The organism is Saccharopolyspora sp. MMCC62 (genome assembly GCF_057736575.1).
This window is the reverse complement of record NZ_JBYKCM010000003.1, coordinates 356123-376927: the sequence shown is the minus strand read 5'-3', so window position 1 is coordinate 376927 and position 20805 is coordinate 356123. Positions and strand designations below refer to the sequence as shown.

The 20805-nt window shown below is 70.5% G+C and carries 20 protein-coding genes; 11 read left to right on the top strand and 9 right to left on the bottom strand.

The features are described 5' to 3' along the window. The first annotated feature begins 55 nt into the window (after nucleotides 1-55). Nucleotides 56-1525 (top strand): sulfatase family protein, encoded by a 1470-nt coding sequence (locus AC29IT_RS08975; protein ID WP_488218387.1) that lies wholly within the window; start codon nucleotides 56-58, stop codon nucleotides 1523-1525. 60 nt (nucleotides 1526-1585) lie between these two features. Here AC29IT_RS08975 and AC29IT_RS08970 read toward each other — a convergent pair whose 3' ends face one another. From AC29IT_RS08970 to AC29IT_RS08960, 3 genes are all read right to left on the bottom strand, one after another. Further along, nucleotides 1586-1780, bottom strand: a complete 195-nt coding sequence (locus AC29IT_RS08970) for a DUF397 domain-containing protein (RefSeq protein ID WP_488218386.1) — start codon at nucleotides 1778-1780, stop codon at nucleotides 1586-1588. A 106-nt stretch (nucleotides 1781-1886) separates the two neighbouring features. Then, nucleotides 1887-2081 (bottom strand): DUF397 domain-containing protein, encoded by a 195-nt coding sequence (locus tag AC29IT_RS08965; RefSeq protein ID WP_358440075.1) that lies wholly within the window; start codon nucleotides 2079-2081, stop codon nucleotides 1887-1889. A gap of 167 nt (nucleotides 2082-2248) precedes the next feature. Beyond that, nucleotides 2249-2443 carry a DUF397 domain-containing protein gene (locus AC29IT_RS08960; RefSeq protein ID WP_358440073.1) on the bottom strand — a complete coding sequence of 65 codons (195 nt, stop codon included), beginning with the start codon at nucleotides 2441-2443 and terminating at the stop codon, nucleotides 2249-2251. A gap of 1276 nt (nucleotides 2444-3719) precedes the next feature. Here AC29IT_RS08960 and AC29IT_RS08955 point away from each other — a divergent pair. Both AC29IT_RS08955 and AC29IT_RS08950 read left to right on the top strand, forming a co-directional pair. Next, nucleotides 3720-4577 (top strand): helix-turn-helix domain-containing protein, encoded by an 858-nt coding sequence (locus tag AC29IT_RS08955; protein WP_358440071.1) that lies wholly within the window; start codon nucleotides 3720-3722, stop codon nucleotides 4575-4577. Then, a complete protein-coding gene (locus AC29IT_RS08950) occupies nucleotides 4574-4792 on the top strand; it encodes a DUF397 domain-containing protein (protein WP_358440068.1) in 219 nt (72 codons plus the stop codon). Before AC29IT_RS08955 ends, AC29IT_RS08950 begins: the two co-directional genes overlap by 4 nt. A 196-nt stretch (nucleotides 4793-4988) precedes the next feature. On the opposite strand, the gene AC29IT_RS08945 is transcribed toward AC29IT_RS08950, so the two are convergent. Together AC29IT_RS08945 and AC29IT_RS08940 are read right to left on the bottom strand one after the other, a co-directional pair. After that, nucleotides 4989-6197 (bottom strand): cytochrome P450, encoded by a 1209-nt coding sequence (locus AC29IT_RS08945; protein WP_358440066.1) that lies wholly within the window; start codon nucleotides 6195-6197, stop codon nucleotides 4989-4991. A gap of 332 nt (nucleotides 6198-6529) precedes the next feature. After that, a complete protein-coding gene (locus AC29IT_RS08940; RefSeq protein WP_488218385.1) occupies nucleotides 6530-7168 on the bottom strand; it encodes a TetR/AcrR family transcriptional regulator in 639 nt (212 codons plus the stop codon). 169 nt (nucleotides 7169-7337) lie between these two features. On the opposite strand from AC29IT_RS08940, the gene htpG reads away from it, so the two are divergent. Next, nucleotides 7338-9233, top strand: coding sequence for a molecular chaperone HtpG (htpG, locus tag AC29IT_RS08935; protein WP_488218384.1), 1896 nt, complete (start codon nucleotides 7338-7340; stop codon nucleotides 9231-9233). A 45-nt stretch (nucleotides 9234-9278) separates the two neighbouring features. On the opposite strand, the gene AC29IT_RS08930 is transcribed toward htpG, so the two are convergent. Beyond that, on the bottom strand, nucleotides 9279-10085 hold the full coding sequence (locus tag AC29IT_RS08930) for an ion transporter (RefSeq protein WP_488218383.1): 807 nt from the start codon (nucleotides 10083-10085) through the stop codon (nucleotides 9279-9281). A gap of 361 nt (nucleotides 10086-10446) precedes the next feature. After that, the gene (locus AC29IT_RS08925) at nucleotides 10447-11469 is read right to left on the bottom strand and encodes an NAD(P)-dependent alcohol dehydrogenase (RefSeq protein ID WP_358440149.1); all 1023 of its coding nucleotides are present in this window, start codon (nucleotides 11467-11469) and stop codon (nucleotides 10447-10449) included. Nucleotides 11470-11602: 133 nt separating this feature from the next. On the opposite strand from AC29IT_RS08925, the gene AC29IT_RS08920 reads away from it, so the two are divergent. After that, nucleotides 11603-12187 (top strand): TetR/AcrR family transcriptional regulator, encoded by a 585-nt coding sequence (locus tag AC29IT_RS08920; RefSeq protein ID WP_488218382.1) that lies wholly within the window; start codon nucleotides 11603-11605, stop codon nucleotides 12185-12187. Between the two features lie 16 nt (nucleotides 12188-12203). Here the strand turns inward: AC29IT_RS08920 and AC29IT_RS08915 are convergent, their stop codons facing one another. Beyond that, nucleotides 12204-12818, bottom strand: a complete 615-nt coding sequence (locus tag AC29IT_RS08915; protein ID WP_358440053.1) for a TetR/AcrR family transcriptional regulator — start codon at nucleotides 12816-12818, stop codon at nucleotides 12204-12206. A 193-nt stretch (nucleotides 12819-13011) separates the two neighbouring features. Here AC29IT_RS08915 and AC29IT_RS08910 point away from each other — a divergent pair, with 193 nt between their 5' ends. The 3 genes from AC29IT_RS08910 (at nucleotide 13012) to AC29IT_RS08900 (ending at nucleotide 16769) form a co-directional block, all read left to right on the top strand. After that, the gene (locus tag AC29IT_RS08910) at nucleotides 13012-14076 is read left to right on the top strand and encodes a quercetin 2,3-dioxygenase (protein WP_358440050.1); all 1065 of its coding nucleotides are present in this window, start codon (nucleotides 13012-13014) and stop codon (nucleotides 14074-14076) included. A gap of 119 nt (nucleotides 14077-14195) precedes the next feature. Then, nucleotides 14196-16085, top strand: a complete 1890-nt coding sequence (locus AC29IT_RS08905; RefSeq protein WP_488218381.1) for a flavin-containing monooxygenase — start codon at nucleotides 14196-14198, stop codon at nucleotides 16083-16085. Between the two features lie 357 nt (nucleotides 16086-16442). Next, on the top strand, nucleotides 16443-16769 hold the full coding sequence (locus AC29IT_RS08900) for a putative quinol monooxygenase (RefSeq protein ID WP_358440045.1): 327 nt from the start codon (nucleotides 16443-16445) through the stop codon (nucleotides 16767-16769). Between the two features lie 245 nt (nucleotides 16770-17014). On the opposite strand, the gene AC29IT_RS08895 is transcribed toward AC29IT_RS08900, so the two are convergent. After that, a complete protein-coding gene (locus AC29IT_RS08895) occupies nucleotides 17015-17428 on the bottom strand; it encodes a CBS domain-containing protein (protein ID WP_358440041.1) in 414 nt (137 codons plus the stop codon). A gap of 187 nt (nucleotides 17429-17615) precedes the next feature. On the opposite strand from AC29IT_RS08895, the gene AC29IT_RS08890 reads away from it, so the two are divergent. Genes AC29IT_RS08890 through AC29IT_RS08880 form a run of 3 tightly spaced genes read left to right on the top strand, consistent with a single transcriptional unit; the run spans nucleotide 17616 to nucleotide 20805 of the window. Then, nucleotides 17616-19049, top strand: a complete 1434-nt coding sequence (locus AC29IT_RS08890) for an NDP-hexose 2,3-dehydratase family protein (RefSeq protein ID WP_488218380.1) — start codon at nucleotides 17616-17618, stop codon at nucleotides 19047-19049. Then, nucleotides 19046-20029: a Gfo/Idh/MocA family protein gene (locus AC29IT_RS08885; RefSeq protein WP_488218379.1), complete on the top strand. Its 984-nt coding sequence runs from the start codon at nucleotides 19046-19048 to the stop codon at nucleotides 20027-20029. The genes AC29IT_RS08890 and AC29IT_RS08885 overlap by 4 nt, the downstream gene beginning before the upstream one ends. Next, on the top strand, nucleotides 20029-20805 hold the full coding sequence (locus tag AC29IT_RS08880; RefSeq protein ID WP_358440035.1) for an NAD-dependent epimerase/dehydratase family protein: 777 nt from the start codon (nucleotides 20029-20031) through the stop codon (nucleotides 20803-20805). Before AC29IT_RS08885 ends, AC29IT_RS08880 begins: the two co-directional genes overlap by 1 nt.

The following is a 20805-nucleotide window of genomic DNA, read 5'->3' as shown; positions in this document are numbered from 1 at the left end:
CGACGACCAGACCCCTCTCCCGATGACCCGCCCCTCCCCGACCAGGAGTTCCACCGTGCCGCGCAACGTCCTGTTCCTGATGACCGACCAGCACCGCATCGACACGCTGGGCTGCTACGGCGACCCGTCGGCGGTGCGCACCCCGAACCTGGACGCGCTCGCCGCGGGCGGCACCCGGTTCGCGAACTGCTTCACCCCCACCGCGATCTGCACGCCCGCGCGCGCGAGCCTGCTCACCGGGTACGCCCCGTTCCGGCACAAGCTGCTGGCGAACTACGAGCGCAACGTCGGCTACCTGGAGGACCTGGCGCCGGACCAGTTCACCTTCGCGGAGCGGCTCGCCGAGCGCGGCTACAACCTGGGGCTGCTCGGCAAGTGGCACGGCGGGGTGCGGCGCAACGCCGCCGACTACGGCTTCCAGGGCCCGGACCTGCCGGGCTGGCACAACCCGGTGGACCACCCGGACTACCTGGCGTACCTGGCGGAGCACGGGCTGCCGCCGTACGCGATCCGCGACGAGGTGCGCGGGACGGCGCCGAACGGCAACCCCGGCAACCTGCTCGCGGCGCGGTTGCAGCAGCCGGTGGAGGCGACCTTCGAGCACTACCTGACGACCCGCACCATCGAGATGCTGCACCGGTTCGCCGCCGACGAGTCCACTTCGGACACTCCGTTCTTCTTGGCCACGCACTACTTCGGCCCGCACCTGCCGTACCTGCTGCCGGACCACTACTACGACATGTACGACCCGGACGAGATCGAGCTGCCACGCTCGGTGCTGGAGACCTTCGAGGGCAAGCCGCCGGTGCAGCGCAACTACAGCGAGCACTGGGCGTTCGACACGATGTCGCCGGAGGAGAGCCGCAAGCTCATCGCCGTCTACCGCGGTTACGTGACACTGATCGACGAGCAGGTCGGCCGGTTGCGCCGCGCGCTCGACGAACTCGGCCTGGCCGACCGCACCTCGATCATGTTCACCGCCGACCACGGCGAGTTCACCGGCGCGCACCGGCTGCACGACAAGGGCCCGGCGATGTACGACGACATCTACCGCATCCCCGGCATCGTCTCGGTGCCCGGGGAGCCACCGCAGGTGCGGGACGAATTCGTCAGCCTCACCGACTTCACCGCCACGATCCTGGACCTCGCCGGGGAGGACTCGTCCCCCGCCGTGGACAGCCGCAGCCTGCTGCCGCTGGTGCGCGGCGAGCACCCGGAGTGGGCACCGGACCTGGTCGCCGAGTACCACGGCCACCACTTCCCGTACCCGCAGCGGATGCTGCGCGGCGCCCGCTACAAGCTGGTGGTCAACCCCGAGTCGCACAACGAGCTCTACGACCTGGAACTCGACCCGGACGAGCTGCACAACCGCTACGAGCAGCCCGAGGTCCGCGAGATCCGCAACGCGATGCTGCGCCGCCTCTACGAGCTGCTGCGCGACCGCGGCGACAACTTCTACCACTGGATGACCAGCATGTACCCGGTCGGCGAAACCGACTACGACCCCACGCTGAGCTCCTTCTGACGCGCGGAACGGACAAGAGCCCCGGCGGATCGCACCGCCGGGGCTCCGTCTCGGAACAGGTCAGCCGTCGAAGCGACCGGCCTTCACCGCACCGACGAACGCCGACCACTGGCCGGTCGTGGTGGTGAAGTACCCCGCCGCTCGATCTTTGGTGTCACGGACGGCGGCGCCATCGACGACCCGGCCGACCTCGACGCATGCGGTGTTGTTGCTCGACCGCTTCGCCTTCCGCCAGCCGCGAGGCTCGGTGCTCATGATGCTCCTTCCAGCTCGGTGATTCGCCGAGCCCGGAACCTGTCGGACGAGACTCGAACGGCGAGGAGCCCCGCCGGATCGCATCGCCGGGGGATAGTCGAGCGGTTCAGCCGTCGAAACGGCCGCTCTTCACCGCACCGACGAACGCCGACCACTGGCCGCCCGTCGCCGTCAAGAAACCGGCCGGGCGATCCTTGGTGTCACGAACCGCGGCACCACCGGCCGACCGGCCGACCTCGACGCAGTTCGTCTGCTGGGCCGACCTGCTGGACTTGCGCCAACCGCTGGGCTGCCTGATCATGATGCTCCTTCCAGCTCGGCGGAATCATCAGTCGATGATCCCGAACTCCCCGGCGCATCCGCACGCCCAACCGGACGAAACGAGCACCACCGCTGGACGACTCGCGCTCCGCGGAAAGGAAAAGGCCCCGACGGATTCGCTTCGCCGGGGCACCTGCTCGAAGTGGTTCAGCCGTCGAAGCGACCGGACTTGACCGCACCCACGAACGCCGACCACTGACCGGCCGTCGCCGTCAGGAAACCGGCCGCACGATCCTTCGTGTCGCGGACCGCGGCGCCGTCCACAACCCGACCGACCTCGACGCAATCGGTCTGCTGGGCCGACCTGCTGGACTTGCGCCAGCCACGAGGCTCAGTGCTCATGATGCTCCTTCCGGTTCAGTGCAACGTCACTCGGTGATCTCGTCGGCTGACCCGGTCCTACAACCGGATCGACCGGAGCCCGCCGGACGAGTCTCATCCTCGCCTGGTCATCTTTCCTGGAACACGGTTCGCGATCACGAGCCGACGAGATGCCGGGGGCATTCCTGCTGGGGCCGCGGAATGCCCCCGGCTTCCTCCCTCGCGCACACCCCGAATCGGGGCTTTCGGGTCGCTGCGGACAGGAGGCCCCTGCCTCCACACGGATCAGCGGCCCCGCGTGGATCAGGAGACTTTCAAGGGGTACTAGCTATTCGTCGTCATCGATGTCCGCGCCTCCCACCGGCGCACGCTCCGAAATCAGAATCCCGTTGCACGTTCCGCACGTCGGGGCCATGCACCAGCCCTGTTCCGAAATCTCCTGCTCCAACGCCACCGACACGTCACACACCGACATGCCCTCGGCCTGACCGTTGTAGCGCCTCCCCCGGAACGCGTGCCGGATTCCGTCACCCGCCGGGCGCCAGAAGTGCCACCCCGGATCCGGCTCCAGCGGACTCACGCCGCCGCCTGCCGAATTCCCGCGCACCCCGGCCCCTCCCGCAACCGATGCCGACCCCGCCCCCGCTTCCACGCAGGCACTTCGACGGAGATCGCCGAGATCGGAGCCGGGGCCGGTGCATCCGGGTCAGCCGTCGGCCACACCACCGCGTCCCCGTCCTCGAAGGCCGCACCGGCCCGGCACGGCTCCGGCAACACCCCCGACGCCACGATCCCCGCAACATCCGCGACAGGTGGATCGACCACCGGTTCATCCCACGCGAACAAGCTCACCGGACGCGGCACCGCCACACCCACCCGCAGCGCACACATCGGGCAGACCTCGCGATCCGCCACACCATCCGGACACACCGCCCGACGCGTGAACACCGGCCCGTACACCCACGCACCACACGCCGACGGCAACGCACCACCACCCCGACGCGTCACCACGTGCCACCGCGTATCCACCGGACCCCACGACGCAGCCCACACCCACATCACCGACCACCTCCGACGACTTCGGCGGCCGTGCCGCTAGCTAGTTCCTGCTGCGCAAGCCGCTGAACTTGATCTGACACGTGGCCTCCCTGCGTAGGTCCCCTCGGTCGTAGCTGGTACAACTTCCGCCACCAGAACTGACCCGACTTCGCAGAAGCATTTCAACTTGAAATTCAAGTTGCAATGATTCGTTCGGGTGATGGGACCGTCTTGAGCCAAGGGGGCAAGATTGACGACCATGAACCCACCGAGCCCGGCGGTGTGCCGTCTGCTTCTCGGCCGTGAACTCCGACAACTCCGCGACGCCGCAGGCGTCACGCGCGACGAGCTCGGCAAACGAACAGGCTGGACAGGAAGCAAGGTCAGCCGAGTCGAGCAAGGTCAGGCCACGCTGCAAGTCACCGAAGTCGACAAGCTGCTGACGTTGTTCAACGTGAAGGACGCCGACTCGGACCGGGTCCGTGCACTTGCACAACAAGCACGCAAGCGCGGGAGCTTCGGGAAGGTGCCCGACTGGTCGAGGCAATACCTCGGCTTGGAGTCAGACGCGGACACGCTGACCATCTGGGATGCCGAGCTGATCCCAGGACTGGTTCAGACCGAAAGCTACGCCCGTGCGGTGGTCTCGACGTCAGTCGTTGTGGCCACGGCCGATATCGATCAAACGGTCAAGGCGCGACTGCGGAGACAGCACCTCGTCACCAGACCCGAACCACCCCAGCTGAATATCATCCTCGGAGAAGCCGCCCTCAGACGTGAGATCGGCGGCCCGGCAGTGCTCCGCGAGCAACTGCTTCACCTGCGCACCATCGCCACGCTGCCTCACGTGACTCTCCAAGTGCTGCCGTTCAAATCCGGCGAGCACGCCGCGCTGGGCACCTCGTTCACGCTACTTCGCCTGAACCTGGAGGGCGTCGCCTTCACCTACGCCTACCTCGAAGACCTCACACGGGCGGATTGCCTGGACGGCGACCAACACGTGCAGGTGTACGAGCTGGTCGCCGAGCGACTGCGGATCGCTGCACTCGGTCAGCGTGAGACACTGGAGACGCTCGATAGGGCGATCCGTGAACTGCCGAGTGAGGAAGCGACGTGACGACGCTCAAGGACGAACGCAGCGCCACCTGGCACAAGAGCAGCCGCAGCAGCGGCGGCGCGAACAACTGCGTCGAACTCGGCGCTCAAGACCACACCTGGCACGCCATCCGTGACAGCAAGGACCCGCACGGCCCGGCCCTGTCTCTGAGTCACGACACCGTGGTCTCGCTCATCGGTGCAGTTAAAGCGGGACGCTTACCTCACGCAGAATAAGACGCTTCCTTGTGAATCCTCGCTTGCTCCGGCAGGCGAGGATTTCTCTATCTACGTCAAGGCGCGCCTTCGGCGACGTAGGCGGATCTTTCCAGCGCTGCGCTGCGCCACCGGCGCACGCTGGTCGGCGAAACCCGGGTAAGGCGAACAGCCCGTCCGTCCCGAGGTATCGAGTCGGACGGGCCGGGCCGCGGGATCACCAGGCGACGGGCAGCGACTTCAGGCCGTAGACGAAGTGGTACGAGCGGAACTCGATCTCGTCGTCGGGGATGGCGGTGCGCAGCTCCGGGAACGCCCGCAGCAGCGCGGGGAACGCGATGCGCATCTCCATCCGGGCCAGCGGCGCGCCGAGGCAGTGGTGGATGCCGTGGCCGAAGCCGATGTGGTTCGTCGGTTTGCGGGTGATGTCGAGCGCGTCGGGATCGTCGACCAGTTCCGGATCCCGGTTCGCCGCGGGCAGCGCGAACACGACCATCTCCCCGGCGGGGATCACCTGGCCGGCGATCTCCACCTCGGTGGTGGTCACCCGCGGCGTGCCGGAGTGCACGATGCTCAGCCAGCGCATCAGCTCCTCCACCGCGGGCGCCACCCGCTCCGGGTCGTCGCGCACCAGCGCCAGCTGGTCGGGGTGGCGCAGCAGCGCGAGGGTGCCGAGGCCCAGCATGTTGGAGGTCGTCTCGTGCCCGGCGAGCAGCAGCAGGCTCGCGATGCCGGTCAGGTCCGGGGTCTCCAGCTCGTGGCCGTGCTCGCGCACCAGCATGCCGAGCATGTCCTCGCCCGGATCGGCCTGCGCGCGTTCGACGAGTTCGCGCATGTACGCCCGCTGCGCGAGGCTGGCCTGCCGCCGCACGTCCTCGGGCAGCGAGGTGTCCAGGATCGTGCCGGTGCGGGTCTGGAACTCGTCGCGGTCGGCGTAGGGCACGCCCAGCAGCTCGCAGATCACCAGCGAGGGCACCGGCAGCGCGAAGTCGGTCACCAGGTCGCGCGGAGCACCGGCCCGGCGCATCGCGTCCAGGTGCTGGTCGACGATCTCCACGATGCGCGGTTCGAGCCGCCGCATCCGGCGCACCGTGAACTCGGGGGTGAGCATCTTGCGCAGCCGGGTGTGCTCCGGCGGGTCGTAGCCCAGCAGGTTGCCGCGGCGCAGCTCCGCCGCCTCCTCCGGGGACAAGTCGCTGTTCGGCCGCTGCCAGCCGTTGCTGAAGGTCTCCGTGTCGCCGAGCAGCGCGCGGACGTCCGCGTGCCGGGTGACCAGCCAGGCGCGGGCGCCGAACGGGGTGGCGACCTGGGTGACGCCGTCGTTCTCGCGGGCCGCGGCGAGGTCGGGAACCGGGTCGAACCCGTTGCGCCGCATGTGCAGGGGCAGGGCGGGAGTGGTGGCCGGGCTGTCCGTCGCAGAGGACATGGGCGCTCCTGGTGTCGGAAGGGGAACCCGACCCACGCTACCTAACCGAGAGTCGACTCTCACTTAATCCGGCTGTGAACTTCCTGAGAGCTCACCCCGACCCGACCGGCCACCCACCGAGCCGAAGGTGAGTGGCCCACCCGCCCAACAGGAATGGTCAAGCGACCCACTCACCCAACATGCCGATTCAGGTGAGTGGCCCACCCGCCCAGCGGGGTTGGTCGAGCGGGCCACTCACCTAGGTCGTCAGCGGCGCGGCCGCTGGCATCCCGCAGCGAGGGAACAGCCGAGGTTCCGCCACTCCACCACCGCGCGACCGAAGCAGCAGAAACTCAGCACTCCGAAGCCGTCGAGGCTTCGCCCGGCGGGCACGGCAGTTCCGCTCCCCCCGCCCGGCTGCCGTCGAGCAGCAGTGCCAGGTAGCGCCGCCAGCCGCACGATTCGCCGGTGGCGCGCTCCGCCACCCCGGTCGTCGCGGTCGCCAGCACCATCACCACCACGGCGGTGAGGTCGCGCTCCCCCAGTTCCGCGCGCACCCGCCCGTCGCGCTGGGCACGCCGCAGCACCTCCCCCATCGTCGCCAGGAACCTCGGCAGCACGTCGGACATCGTCACGCCGGTTTCGTGCACCGCGTTCAGCAGCGCTCCGTTGCGCACCACCGTTTCAAGGCTCTCCTCCAGGCCGCGGCGCAGGCCGCGCCACGCGTCGGGTTCGGCGGCGGCTTCGGCGAGCAGCGGTTCGACCTCCTCGGTGAAGAACTGGTCGAACACGGCCGCCACCAGGTCCCGCCTGCTCGCGAACCGGCGGTACAGGGTGGCGAGTCCCACTTCCGCGCGCCGGGCCACGTCCTCCAGCCGGATCGCCGAGCCTTGTTCGGCGAGTTCCGCCCGCGCGGCGGCGAGGATCCGCCGGTGGTTGCGCTGCGCGTCGGAGCGCAACGCGCGCCGGTGCGGGTTCGCGGATTCGGACATGGGCACCAGCATGCCGGACCGGCCCGCACCTGCCGGGACGAGGGCGAACACGTGCACGGCGCGATCACCGGCCCGGTAACCTCACGGCCAGCGAACCCGGCCGCGCAGGCCGGACCCAGATCCCCGGATTCGACGGCCGGACGCGACATGCGGCCAGGAAGGAACTCACGTGAGCACGCAGGTGGAAACGGCCGAATTCCAGGCCGAGGCGCAAAAACTGCTGCAGCTGATGGTGCACGCCATCTACTCGAACAAGGACACGTTCCTGCGGGAGCTCATCTCCAACGCCTCCGACGCGCTGGACAAGCTGCGGTTGGCCTCGTACCAGGACAAGGACCTCCAGGTCGACACCGAGGACCTGCACATCTCGGTGGAGCCGGACCGCGAGCAGCGGACCCTGACGATCCGCGACAACGGCATCGGGATGTCCAAGGACGAGGTGCGCGACCTGATCGGCACCATCGCGAAGTCGGGCACCGCGGAACTGCTGCAGGAGCTCAAGGACACCTCCGACGGCGCCGCCGCGCAGGAGCTGATCGGCCAGTTCGGCCTCGGCTTCTACTCCAGCTTCATGGTCGCCGACAAGGTCACCCTGCTGACCCGCAAGGCCGGCGAGGACGCGGCGACCCGCTGGGAGTCCAGCGGTGAGGGCACCTACACCATCGAGACCGTCGACGAGGCCCCGCAGGGCACCGCGGTCACGCTGCACCTCAAGGCGGAGGACCAGGAGGACCGGCTGCTGGACTACGCCGACACCCGGACCCTCACGCAGATCATCAAGAAGCACTCCGACTTCATCGCGTGGCCGATCCGGATGGAGGTGGACAAGCCCGGCGCCGAAGGGGAATCCACCACCGAGGTGGAGACCGTCAACTCGATGAAGGCGCTGTGGGCCCGCCCGAAGGGCGAGGTCGAGCAGGCCGAGTACAACGAGTTCTACAAGCACATCAGCCACGACTGGAACGACCCGCTGGAGACGATCCACCTGCGGGCCGAGGGCACCTTCGAGTACCAGGCGCTGCTGTTCATCCCGTCGACCGCGCCGTTCGACCTGTTCTCCCGGGACCAGAAGCGCGGCACCCAGCTCTACGTCAAGCGCGTGTTCATCATGGACGACTGCGAAGAGCTGATGCCGGAGTACCTGCGGTTCGTCAAGGGCGTCGTGGACGCGCAGGACCTGTCGCTGAACGTGTCCCGCGAGATCCTGCAGCAGGACCGCCGCATCCAGATGGTGCGCCGCCGCCTGGTGAAGAAGATCTTGAGCACGGTGCAGGAGATCCAGGCGAACGACGCCGAGCGCTACGCCACGTTCTGGGACAACTTCGGGCAGGCCGTGAAGGAGGGCATCGTCGGCGACCCGGACAACGCGGAGCTGGTGCTGGACATCTCCTCGTTCGAGTCGACGCACCACGAGAGCGACAAGACGACGCTGCGCCAGTACGTGGAGCGGATGCCGGAGGACCAGGAGGTCATCTACTACATCACCGGCAACTCCCGTACCAAGATCGAGAACTCGCCGCACATCGAGGCGTTCCGGGACAAGGGTGTCGAGGTGCTGCTGCTGAGCGACCCGATCGACGAGATGTGGGTCGAGTCGGTGCCGGAGTTCGACGGCAAGCGCTTCCAGTCCATCACCAAGGGCGAGGTCGACCTCGACGAGAAGTCCGAGGAGGACTCCCAGCAGCAGGAGGAGTTCGCCGGAGTCCTGTCCTGGATGGGCGAGGCGCTGTCCGAGGACATCAAGGAGGTGCGGCTGTCCTCCCGGCTCAGCAGCTCCCCCGCGTGCATCGTCGGCGACAACCACGACATGACGCCGACGCTGGAGAAGATGTACCGGGCGATGGGCCAGCAGGTGCCGCGGGTCAAGCGCATCCTGGAGATCAACCCGTCGCACCCGCTGGTGACCGGGCTGCGGTCCGCGCACGCCGCGGACGGCGAGCGGGCCGACCTGGCGGAGACGGCGCAGCTGCTCTACGGCATGGCGCTGCTCGCCGAGGGCGGTGAGCTCCGCGATCCGGCGAAGTTCACCTCGCTGCTCGCGAACCGCCTCGCCAGCACGCTCTGATCGTCGAGGTGGGCGGCCCGTCCCGGCGGGTCGCCCACCCGGGCGTCAGACCCGCGCGGTCTCGTCGCGGAGTTCGCGGAGTTCGCTGATTTCTCCGCGCAGCGCCTGGACTTCCGCCAGCAGCGCCGCCATCGTGGCGCTCTCGTCCGCGGCGCGTTCCCGGTCCTCCTGGCCCACCTGGGTCTCCATCGCGCTGACGGCGACGGCGATGAACAGGTTGAGCACGGTGAACGTGGTGACCGCGATGTAGGCGACGAAGAAGATCCACGCGATGGGGCGCTCGGCCATCACTTCGCGGGCCACGTCGGACCAGGCTTCGCCGGTCATCACCTGGAACAGGGTGAACAGCGAACTGCCCAGGTCGCCGAAGTACTCGGGCGCCACGTCGCGGTACAGCGTGGTGGCCAGCACCGAGGACACGTAGAGGATCAGCGCGAGCAGCGCCGCGATGGAGGCCATGCCGGGCAGCGCCGCCAGCAGCGCGGACACCACGCGGCGCATCGTCGGCACCACCGAGATCAGCCGCAGCGCCCGCAGCACGCGCAACGCCCGCAGCACGTCGAACGGTCCGGTGGCCGGCGCCAGCGCCACCCCGACGATCACCAGGTCGAAGCAGTTCCACGGGTCGCGGAAGAACCGGCCGCGGTGCACGTACAGCCGGGCGAGGAGCTCGACGACGAAGACGGCCATCGCGGTGCGGTCGATCACGTGCAGCGGGGTGCCGTAGCGGTCCAGCAGGTGCGGCACCGTCTCCAGGCCGAGGGTGATCGCGTTGACCACGATCACGCCGATGATGAACGCGTGGAACCGGGGCGCTTCGACGACGTTCTCGACGCGCTCGCGCACGCTCATGGTGGTTCTCCCGCCGGACTGACTCCATTTCGGACGGTGATCAACTTAGCGCCCGCCGAACACGGCCCACGTCCGGGGGATCACTCAACGTGACGCGGCCCCCACTCCCGGCAGCGGGAGCGGGGGCCGTGCGTGCGGAGCGAACCTGCCCGGCAGATCGTGTCCGTTTCCTGTCAGCGGCGAAGCCGCTGAACCGACGACCACCTGATCAACCGGACCACCCGCGGGTTCTCAGCTGCCTTCTCGCGAGGACAGCTTTTTCCCTCGTGGCGGAGCCACTCGGGAAAAAGATCCCGCAGCGAGAAGGCAGCTGAGGTTCCGCCACCTCACCCCCTCCCGACAAGAGTTCGGGGGCAGCCGGTCAGAACGTCGCCGTGTCGATGACGAAGCGGTAGCGGACGTCGCTGGCGCGAACCCGCTCGTAGGCCTCGTTGACCTGGTCCGCGGCGATGACCTCGATCTCGGCGCCGATGCCGTGCTCGGCGCAGAACTCCAGCATCTCCTGCGTCTCCGGGATGCCGCCGATCATCGATCCGGCCAGCGACTTGTTCCCGGCGATCAGCGAGAAGGCGTTGTAGGACAGCGGGGTCCCGGGCGCGCCCACGTTCACCATCGCCCCGCCCGGCCGCAGCAGCGACAGGTAGGAGTCGACCGGGATCTCGGCGGAGACGGTGTTGAGGATGAGGTCGAACCGTCCCTTGAGGACGTCGAAGGTCGCCTCGTCGGAGGTGGCGTGGTAGTCGGACGCGCCGAGGCGCAGCCCGTCCTCCTTCTTCTTCAGGCTCTGGCTGAGCACGGTCACCTCGGCGCCCATCGCGGCCGCGATCTTGACGCCCATGTGCCCGAGCCCGCCGAGGCCGACGACGGCGACCTTCTTGCCGGGGCCCGCGTGCCACTGGTTCAGCGGCGAGTAGGTGGTGATGCCGGCGCACAGCAGCGGGGCGGCAACGTCGAGCCCGATCCCGTCGGGGATGCGGCACACGAACGCGTCGCGGACGACGACCTGCTTGCTGTAGCCGCCGTAGGTGTTCTCGCCGTCGAAGCCGACGCCGTTGTAGGTCTGCACGTTGCCGCGCACGCAGAACTGCTCGGTGCCGGCCCGGCAGGGGTCGCACTCGCCGCAGGAGTCGACCATGCAGCCGACGCCGACGCGGTCGCCGACCTGGTGCGCGGTGACGGCGGAGCCGACGGCGGCGACGGTGCCCGCGATCTCGTGACCCGGGACCATCGGGAAGATCGCGTCGCCCCACTCCTCGGCGGCCTGGTGCAGGTCGCTGTGGCAGATGCCCGCGTAGGCGATGTCGATCAGGACGTCGTCCGGGCGCAGGTCGCGACGGTCGATCACGGTGCGTTCCAGGGGTGCACCGGCGCTCGGTGCGGCCATGGCGGGTGTGGGAGCCACTGCGGCCTCCTGTTCCTGTGTTCGGTGATCATCCGCATTGCCGGATGCGCATGTGTTCCCCTAAAGTAAGAGACCACTTACATCGCACGCAACCGATACCGTTGTGAGCTGCCTTATGCCCCGCGCCTACCACCACGGCGAGCTCCGGACCGCGCTGGTCCGCGCCGCTCGCGAGCTGCTCGCGGAACGCGGCGACTACTCCGTCGCCGAAGTCGCCCGCCGCTGCGGCGTGAGCTCGGCCGCGCCCTACCGGCACTTCCCGGACCGCGCCGCGCTGCAGGCCGAGGTCGCGATCACCGTGGCCCGCGAACTGCGCGCCGAGGTCACCGCCGCGATCGCCGAGCACGACGACCCCGACCGGCGGCTCGCCGAAGCGGCCGCCACCTACACCGGCTACTCGATCCGGCACCGGGCGGGCCTGCACGTGGTGTTCGCGGAACCGCTGAGCGGGGACCGGTTCCCGGAGCTGCGCCGGGCGGCCCGCGAACTCATCGACGAATACCTGGTGCTGTGCTTCGCGTCCGCCCCGTCCGCGCAGCAGGCGCTGCTGCTGATGGAGCAGCTGCTCACCCAGGCGCACGGCTACGCCACCTTCTACCTCGACGGCGTGCTGTCCCTGCAGGGCTACGACGTGGCCGTGGTCTGCCGGAAGTCCGCGGAAGCCGCCATGACCACCATCACCGGCGCCCGGCGCACCTGACCCCCCGGCAGGCGCGTCAGCGGCGCGGCGGCACCCGCGGTTCCAGGAACTCGGCGGTGCTGCCGCTCATCAGCGCCGCCAGGTAGAACGTCATGTCCTCCACCGGTTCCCGCCGGGGGTTCGCCGCCCAGGTCTCGACCGTCCCGACGAACGCGTGGGACAGGAACGCCAGCAGGTAGTCCGGCGGGCAGTATGCCGCGTCGATGCGCGCCCCCAGCACCGCGAAGTCCTCGGCGAGCAGGCCGCTCAGCAGCCGGCGGCAGCGCGGCCGGAACCCGGCGCCCTCCGGCCCGCGGCACAGCAGCGGCAGCAGCTCCGCGTGCTCCTCGACGACCGCGAGGACCGCCCCGATCCGCGACGTGAGCACCGGGTACAGCCCGGCGTCCCGGCCCGCTTCCCGTTGCGCCGCGCGGAAAGCGGCGCACAGCTCGTCGAGCACCCGCGTGCGCAGCGACTCCAGGTAGGAGCCGATGTCCGCGTGGTGCCGGTAGAACGTGGTGCGCCCGACCCGGGCGCGCCGCACCAGCGCGGAGACGGTGATCGCGCCGACGTCGGACGCGGCACCGAGCTCGACCAGCGCACCCCGCAGTGCAACCTCCACCCGGCCCGGTCCGCGAACGACGTCCTGCACCGGCCCATCGTCCCACCGGGCGCGGTGGGCGGGTCCGCCGCGCCTCGCCGACCTGCGCGGTGGAACATCTGGCACCGATCTGTTCCGCCTCAGCCCGGCACCGCGCCCGGACGTCGGGACACTGGCGGCCGGTGAGCGCGCAGGCCCGCGGACTCCGGGCCACCGTTCCGCGTTCCGGAACCCGAGGAGGACCATGCCCCACGACGTCGAAGCGATCCACGACCTCGCGCCCGTCGTCGACCGGCTGCCCGGCGAACCGGTGCCGTACTACCTCGCCAGCGGCGAGGGACGGCGCTACGAGATCGACGGCGTGCTGTGGACCGTGATCGCCCGCGCCGCCGACACCGGCGGCCTGTTCGACGCCGCCTTCGTCAGCGGCGGGCGCGGCGCGGAAGTGCCGTGGCACGCGCACGCCGCCGAGCAGCGCTCGTTCCACGTGTTCGACGGCAGCGTGCAGGTGTGGCTCGGCGACCGCAGCCGCGTTCTCACCCGCGGCGACTCCCTGCACGTGCCGCCGGGGACACCGGTGGCCTTCCGGATGCTGGCGCACGTGACCCGGCTGCTCACCTGGGCGGCACCGGGTGGTTCGCTGGCGCTCGTCGAACGGCTCGGCACCCCGGCGCGGCGGCACGTGCACTCCGGGCGCACCGAGGTCACCACCTCGGCGCGGCAGCGGGCCGAGGCGGGCGCACCGCTGGGCATCACCTTCCCGGACGCGGCGCGCGCGGACGCCGGCGACGAGTGGGACGCGGCGCTGCCCGGCGGCGCGCTGCCCTACTTCCTGCGGCGCGGGGAGGGTGATCGGCGGGAGACCGGGGACGCGCTGAACACGTTCCTGGCACGCGGCGCGAACACCGGCGGCCGCTACTTCGCCGTCGACACCCTCGGCGGGCGCTCCGAGTACTTCATCCGGCACTTCCACCGGCTGCACACCGAGAACTTCCTGTGCGTGTCCGGCCGGATCCGGTTGTACGTGAACGGGCGGGAGGTGCTGCTGACCGAAGGGGACTTCGTGCACGCCCCGGCGGGCACCGTCCACACGTTCGCGTTCGAGGCGCACCACACCCGGATGCTCGGCATCCTCACCTCCGACGTGTTCGAACCGTTCTTCGATCTCACCGGCCGCCCCACCGAGCTGCACGTGCACCCGGACGGCCCCGCCTCCCTGGCGGTGGACCCGGCGGAGCTGGCCGCCACCGACCTGGACCTCGTGGTCGTCGGGCCGCCGCCGGAGCGCGGGAAGGCGATCGGCGACTGATCCCGCATCCGGGGGAATCACGCGGTGCACCGCTTCCCCGGTGCGGCGCCGGTCGGGTTCGCTGGGTGCCGGACGCGCCGTCACAGGCGACGGCGCGCGGTGTTCCGGGAGGCTCGTCCATGTCCCAGACGCTCGGAGATGACCAGACGCGCGAAGCGAACCAGACGTCCCAGGGAGACCCGGCGGCGCGGCAGGGCTGGGAGACGCGGCCACCCGCCGCGAAGTCCGCGGCCCGCACCCGCGCCGAGGCCTGGCTCGCCGAATTCGAAGCGGCCCTCACCGCCCGCGACGCGGACCGGGCGGCCGCGCTGTTCGCCACCACCTCGTTCTGGCGCGACCTGGTCGCGTTCACCTGGAACCTCAAGACCGTCGAGGACCGGGACGGCGTCGCCGACCTGGTCCGCGCCACCGCCGCCGACACCGGCGCCCACGACTTCCACCTCACCGCGGAACCCACCGAAACCGACGGCGTCGTCGAGGCGTGGCTCGGCTTCGAGACCACGGCTGGTCGCGGACGCGGGCACCTGCGGCTCGTCGACGAGGGCGCCTGGACGCTGCTGACCACGCTGCACGAGCTCAAGGGCCACGAGGAACCGAGCGGGCACCGCCGCCCGATGGGCGCCGAGCACGGCGCCGACCCGGACCGCACCACCTGGCGCGAAGCCCGCGACGCCGAAGCGGCGGAGCTCGGCCGCACCCGCCAGCCGTACGTGGTGGTCGTCGGCGGCGGCCAGGGCGGCATCGCGCTCGGCGCCCGGCTGCGCCAGCTCGGGGTGCCGCACGTGGTGCTCGACGCGCACGCCCGGCCCGGCGACCAGTGGCGCGGCCGGTACAAGTCGCTGTGCCTGCACGACCCCGTCTGGTACGACCACCTGCCGTACCTGGACTTCCCGCGGAACTGGCCGGTGTTCGCGCCCAAGGACAAGATCGCGGACTGGCTGGAGATGTACACCAAGGTCATGGAGATCAACTACTGGTCTTCGTCGACCTGCCGCTCCGCCTCCTACGACGAGCGCACCGGCGAGTGGACGGTGCTGGTGGACCGCGACGGCGAGCAGGTCGAACTGCGGCCGCGGCAGCTCGTGCTCGCCACCGGCATGGCGGGGAAGCCGAACGTGCCCGAACTCCCCGGGCAGGACCGGTTCCGCGGCGAACAGCACCACAGCTCGCGGCACCCCGGGCCGGACGCGTACCGCGGGAAGCGGGCCGTGGTGATCGGCTCCAACAACTCGGCGTTCGACATCTGCGGGGCGCTGTGGGAGGTCGGCGCCGACGTGACGATGGTGCAGCGCTCCTCCACGCACATCGCCAAGTCCGACTCGCTGATGGAGCTCTCGCTCGCCCCGCTGTACTCCGAGGAAGCCGTCGAGGCGGGCATCACCACCCAGCAGGCGGACCTGGTGTTCGCCTCCCAGCCCTACCGGATCATGGACCGGTTCCAGCGGCCCGCGTGCGAGGCGATGCGGGAGCGCGACGCCGACTTCTACGCGCGGCTGGCCGCCGCCGGGTTCCGGCACGACTTCGGCGACGACGACTCGGGGCTGTTCATGAAGTACCTGCGGCGCGGGTCCGGCTACTACATCGACGTCGGGGCGGCGGACCTCGTCGCGGACGGACGGGTGGCGCTCGCGCACGGACAGGTCGCCGAGCTCACCGAGGACGCGGTGCTGCTCGCCGACGGCACCGCGCTGCCCGCGGACCTGGTCGTCTACGCCACCGGGTACGGCTCGATGAACGGGTGGGCGGCGGACCTGATCAGCCAGGAGGTCGCGGACAAGGTCGGCAAGGTGTGGGGCGTCGGCTCCGACACCACCAAGGACCCGGGGCCGTGGGAGGGCGAGCTGCGCAACATGTGGAAGCCCACGCAGCAGGAGGCGCTGTGGTTCCACGGCGGGAACCTGCACCAGTCCCGGCACTACTCGCTGTACCTGGCGTTGCAGCTCAAGGCCCGCTTCGAAGGGGTCCCCACTCCCGTCTACGGCCTCCAGGAGGTCCACCACACCACCTGACCCCCACCAGGTGAACGGCCCGACCCCCGCCGGGCCGGTGGCCCGCTCACCTGAATCCGCTCGCCAGGTGAATGGCCCACCCGACCAATCCCGTTGGGCCGGTGGGCCACTCACCCCGACCGACCCACCAGATGAATGGCCCACCCGACCAACCCTGTTGGGCCGGTGGGCCACTCACCTTGGGCGGCTCTCCTGGTCGGTGGGGGGCTCCGGCGAGGTCGATGGGTGTTCGGCTGGGGTGCGCGGCGGGTTATCAGCATGTGACAACGGGGGTTGGGCCGGTTCGGACGGTGCGGCAGGGTGTGCGGGGCGGCGCGCGGGCGCCGCGCGTCGTCGATCTCGCAGGGAGCCGAGCCAGTGATCTTCATCGTCGTCAAGTTCCACGTCCGGCCCGACCTCGCCGACCAGTGGCTCTCGCTGGTGGACGAGTTCACCAGGGCGACCCGGAACGAGCCCGGCAACCTGTTCTTCGACTGGGCCCGCAGCGTCGACGACCCGAACCAGTTCGTGCTCACCGAAGGCTTCGCCTCGCAGGAGGCCGGCGTCGAGCACGTGCAGTCCGCGCACTTCCAGGCCGCGCTGGAGCGCATGTCCGAGGCGATCTCGGCGACCCCGGACATCATCAACGTCGAGGTCCCGGGCGACGGCTGGTCCAAGATGGGCGAACTCACCCCGAAGAGCTGATTCTTGCTCTGCTCCTGCCGCGTGGTGCTGGGGTGGCGGAACCTCAGCGGCTTCCTCGCTGCGGGATCGTTCTCACCGGTGGCTCCGCCACAGGCGAAAACGCTGTCCTCGCGAGGAAGCCGCTGAGAACCCGCTGCGGTGCGAGTTGCTCGGGTGGTCGCTGCTCAGCGGCTTCGCCGCTGACAGGACGACTAGCCGCTGATGGGACGACTACCGGAACCGCCGCGCGGGTTCGGCGCGCTCCGTCAGGTGGACAGGGTGTCCACCAGGTCTCCTACCTCGTGGTGGGGCAGCGCCTTCGCGACGTCGCCCAGGGACACCATGCCGACGAGCCGCTGCCCGTCGATCACCGGTACCCGGCGCACCTGGTGGTCCTTCATCGTCGCCAGCACCTCTTCCGCGGAGTCGTCGGCGCCCGCGGTGATCGCCTCCGCCTGGTTCAGGTCCCCGGCGGGGAACGTCCCGGCGTCCCGGCCCTTGCCGACGACCTTGACGACCAGGTCGCGGTCGGTGATCACGCCCTTGATCTTCTCGTCCGGGCCGCAGATGGGCAGCGCGCCGACGCCGAGGTCGGTCATCTTGCGCGCCGCGTCCGCCGCGGTCTGGTCGGTGTTCACGCACTCGGCGCCCGCCGTCATGATCTGCCGTGCCGTCGTCATCGTGCTGCGCCTCCTTGCTTTCGGAAATCGCGATCAGCCCCCGGCTACCCGCCGAGTTCCGCGCGCAATCATCCGATCGGGCGGGCCCGGGTTGGGGTTTCTCCTACTCTTCGCCCGGTAGGAATGGTCGCGAACCGGCCTGCCGCGCCTGCGGATCGCCGGCAATCACCGCCGTGAGGAGATCCCGATGGCGCCCTCCGCCGGAACGGGCTTGCTGCGCAAGCCGGACACGACGCTGCCGCACCGGTTGGCGCGCTCGGCGCACGCCGAGCAGGACGCGCTGCACTCCACCGAGGAACTGCTCGCCTGGGTGCGCGAACGCGGCGCGGCGCAGCTGCACGACGTGCGGCGGATTCCGTTCGCGGCGCTGGACAAGTGGCGCTTCGACGACGCCACCGGCGACCTCGGGCACGCCAGCGGCAAGTTCTTCAGCGTGCAGGGCCTGCGCGTGTCCAGCGACCACGGCCCGGTGCGCTCCTGGACGCAGCCGATCATCAACCAGCCGGAGATCGGCATCCTCGGCATCCTGCTGCGCGAGATCGACGGCGTGCTGCACTGCCTGATGCAGGCGAAGACCGAACCGGGCAACGTCAACGGGGTGCAGCTGTCCCCGACGGTGCAGGCGACCCGCAGCAACTACACGCGGGTGCACGAGGGCGGCTCGGTGCCGTACCTGGAGCACTTCCGCGACGCCGCCGAGCAGCAGGTGCTCAGCGACGTGCTGCAGTCCGAGCAGGGCTCTTGGTTCTTCCGCAAGCGCAACCGGAACATGCTGGTGGAGGTGCACGAACCGGTCGCCGAGCACGAGGACTTCCGCTGGGTGACGATCGGCCAGCTGCACCGGCTGCTGGCGGTGGACAACCTGGTGAACATGGACGCCCGCACCGTGCTGTCCTGCCTACCCGGCGGCTTCGAAGGGTCCGAAGTGGACGGTTCGGAGTTCGCGGGCGCGCTGGCCCGGTCCGGGGACCCGCGCGCGGGCACCCTGCACACCACCGCCGAGGTGCGCAGCTGGATCACCTCCCGCCAGTCCGAGCACCAGGTCAAGACCTCGCTGATCCCGCTGCACGCGGTGCGCGACTGGCGGCGCACCGACGCCGAGATCCGCCACGAGCTCGGCACCTTCTTCACCGTGCTGGCCGTGGACGTGCGCAGCAACAGCCGCGAGGTCGGCGGCTGGACCCAGCCGCTGCTGCACCCGCACGGCACCGGAGTGGTGGCGCTGCTGGTGAAGCGGGTCGACGGGGTGCTGCACGCGCTGCTGAACGCGCGCGTCGAACCCGGCTACCTGGACGTGGTCGAACTGGCGCCGACCGTGCAGTGCACCCCCGAGAACTACGCGGGGCTCGGCGTCGACTACCGGCCGCCGCACCTGGACGTGGTGCTGGGCAGGCGGCCCGAGCAGGTGCTGTTCGACACCGAGCTGTCCGAGGAGGGCGGCCGGTTCTACCAGGCCCGCAACCGGTACCAGATCATCGAGGTGGACGCGGACTTCCCGGACTCGGACCTGCCGGACTTCCGGTGGCTGGCGCTGCACCAGCTGACCGGGCTGCTGGAGCACAGCCACTACGTGAACGTGCAGGCCCGCAGCCTCATCGCCTGCCTGCGGGGCCTGCGGTGAGCCGGCGGGTGCGGCTCGGCGTGCTGGGCTGCTCGGCGATCGCGCGGCGCCGCGCGCTGCCCGCCGTCGCCGAGATCCCGGAGCTGGAGATCACCGCGATCGCCAGCAGGGACGCGGCGAAGGCCGCCGAGTTCGCGGACCGCTTCGGCGGCACCGCCACCACCGGCTACACAGCGCTGCTGGACGACCCCGGCGTCGACGCCGTCTACCTGTCGCTGCCGACCGCGCTGCATCACGAGTGGGCGCTGCGGGCGCTGCGCGCCGGGAAGCACGTGCTGTGCGAGAAACCGCTCACCGACCGCGCCGACCGCACCCGCGAGCTGACCGCGCTGGCCCGGGAGCGGAACCTGGTGCTGCGGGAGAACTTCGCGTTCCTGCACCACCCGCAGCACCGGACCGTCGCCGACCTGGTCGGGGACGGGCGGATCGGGGCGCTTCGCACGTTCACCGCGACCTTCGGCATCCCGCCGCTGCCGGACTCCGACATCCGCTACGACGCGGCGCTCGGCGGCGGCGCGCTGCTCGACGTGGGCGTCTACCCGATCCGGGCGGCGCAGCTGCTGCTCGGGCCGGGCCTGGCGCTGTCCGGGGCGGTGCTGCGCGTCGACGAGCGGCGCGGCGTGGACCTCGCCGGGCACGCGCTGCTGGTGGCGCGGGACGGCACGTTCGCCGACCTGGAGTTCGGCTTCCAGCACGGCTACCGGTCCCGCTACGGGCTGTGGGGCGCGACGGGGGCGCTGGGCCTGGACCGCGCGTTCACCCCGCCCGCCGAGCACCGGCCGCTGCTGCGCATCGACGAGCAGGACCACGCCGAGGAGCTCGTGCTCGCCGCGGCGCACCAGTTCCGGGACTCCCTCGCCGCGTTCGCCCGCACCGTGCTGGACCGCGCGCCGGACGAACCGGCGTGGCTGGACGCGGCGGAGGAGACCGCGCGGCTCGTGGAGCAGGTGCGGGCGGGCGCGGTGCGGGTGCCCGCCTGATGGAGGTCGTCGGTTCCGGTTTCCTCGCCCGGCACTTCACCGCGCGGCTCGGCGCGGCGCACCCGGAGGTGGTGGTGATCGCCGCCGGGGTGTCCACCACCGCGGCCGCGGACACCGCCGAATTCGACCGGGAGGCGGCGCTGGTCGGCGAGGTGCTGCGGCGCTGCCGGGCGGACGGGCGGACCGCGGTGTTCCTGTCCACGTCCTCGGCGGCGATCTACGGCTCGGACGGGACGCCGGGGCGCGAGGACGGGCCGGTGTTCCCGCTGAACGCCTACGGCAGGCACAAGCTGGCGCTGGAGCGGGTCTGCGAGCTCTCCGGCGCCCGATACCTGGTGCTGCGGCTGACGCACCTGGTCGGGGACGGCCAGCAGCCGCGGCAGCTGCTGCCGTCGCTGGTGCGCGGCGTGCTGGACGGGGTGGTGACGGTGCATCCCGAGGCGCACCGCGACCTGCTGGACGTGCGGCACGTGCCGCCGGTGCTCGATGCGCTGTGCGCGGCCGGCGTGCGCGACGAGGTGGTGAACGTGGCCTCCGGGGTGCCGATCGCGGTGCCCGCGGTGGTGGCCGCGCTGCGGCGGCGGCTGGGCGCGGACCCCGAGGTGCGGACGCTGTCCCGCCCCCCGCAGCTGACCCGGGTGGACCTGGCGAAGCTGCACCGCCTGGTCCCCGCCTTCGCCGAGCACGACTTCGGTCCCGGCTACCTCGACGACCTCCTGGACCGCTACCTGGACTCCTACCTCACGGCGTCCACTGTGGACAAGATTTCCGGATGA

What these genes read in the sequence shown, in the direction of transcription:
- AC29IT_RS08970 (WP_488218386.1), bottom strand. Translation starts at nt 1,780, where the DNA reads ATGAGCACCGAGCCTCGCGGCTGGCGGAAGGCGAAGCGGTCGAGCAAC.
- AC29IT_RS08965 (WP_358440075.1), bottom strand. Translation starts at nt 2,081, where the DNA reads ATGATCAGGCAGCCCAGCGGTTGGCGCAAGTCCAGCAGGTCGGCCCAG.
- AC29IT_RS08960 (WP_358440073.1), bottom strand. Translation starts at nt 2,443, where the DNA reads ATGAGCACTGAGCCTCGTGGCTGGCGCAAGTCCAGCAGGTCGGCCCAG.
- AC29IT_RS08955 (WP_358440071.1), top strand. Translation starts at nt 3,720, where the DNA reads ATGAACCCACCGAGCCCGGCGGTGTGCCGTCTGCTTCTCGGCCGTGAA.
- AC29IT_RS08945 (WP_358440066.1), bottom strand. Translation starts at nt 6,197, where the DNA reads ATGTCCTCTGCGACGGACAGCCCGGCCACCACTCCCGCCCTGCCCCTG.
- AC29IT_RS08940 (WP_488218385.1), bottom strand. Translation starts at nt 7,168, where the DNA reads ATGTCCGAATCCGCGAACCCGCACCGGCGCGCGTTGCGCTCCGACGCG.
- AC29IT_RS08930 (WP_488218383.1), bottom strand. Translation starts at nt 10,085, where the DNA reads ATGAGCGTGCGCGAGCGCGTCGAGAACGTCGTCGAAGCGCCCCGGTTC.
- AC29IT_RS08925 (WP_358440149.1), bottom strand. Translation starts at nt 11,469, where the DNA reads ATGGCCGCACCGAGCGCCGGTGCACCCCTGGAACGCACCGTGATCGAC.
- AC29IT_RS08920 (WP_488218382.1), top strand. Translation starts at nt 11,603, where the DNA reads ATGCCCCGCGCCTACCACCACGGCGAGCTCCGGACCGCGCTGGTCCGC.
- AC29IT_RS08910 (WP_358440050.1), top strand. Translation starts at nt 13,012, where the DNA reads ATGCCCCACGACGTCGAAGCGATCCACGACCTCGCGCCCGTCGTCGAC.
- AC29IT_RS08905 (WP_488218381.1), top strand. Translation starts at nt 14,196, where the DNA reads ATGTCCCAGACGCTCGGAGATGACCAGACGCGCGAAGCGAACCAGACG.
- AC29IT_RS08895 (WP_358440041.1), bottom strand. Translation starts at nt 17,428, where the DNA reads ATGACGACGGCACGGCAGATCATGACGGCGGGCGCCGAGTGCGTGAAC.
- AC29IT_RS08890 (WP_488218380.1), top strand. Translation starts at nt 17,616, where the DNA reads ATGGCGCCCTCCGCCGGAACGGGCTTGCTGCGCAAGCCGGACACGACG.
- AC29IT_RS08880 (WP_358440035.1), top strand. Translation starts at nt 20,029, where the DNA reads ATGGAGGTCGTCGGTTCCGGTTTCCTCGCCCGGCACTTCACCGCGCGG.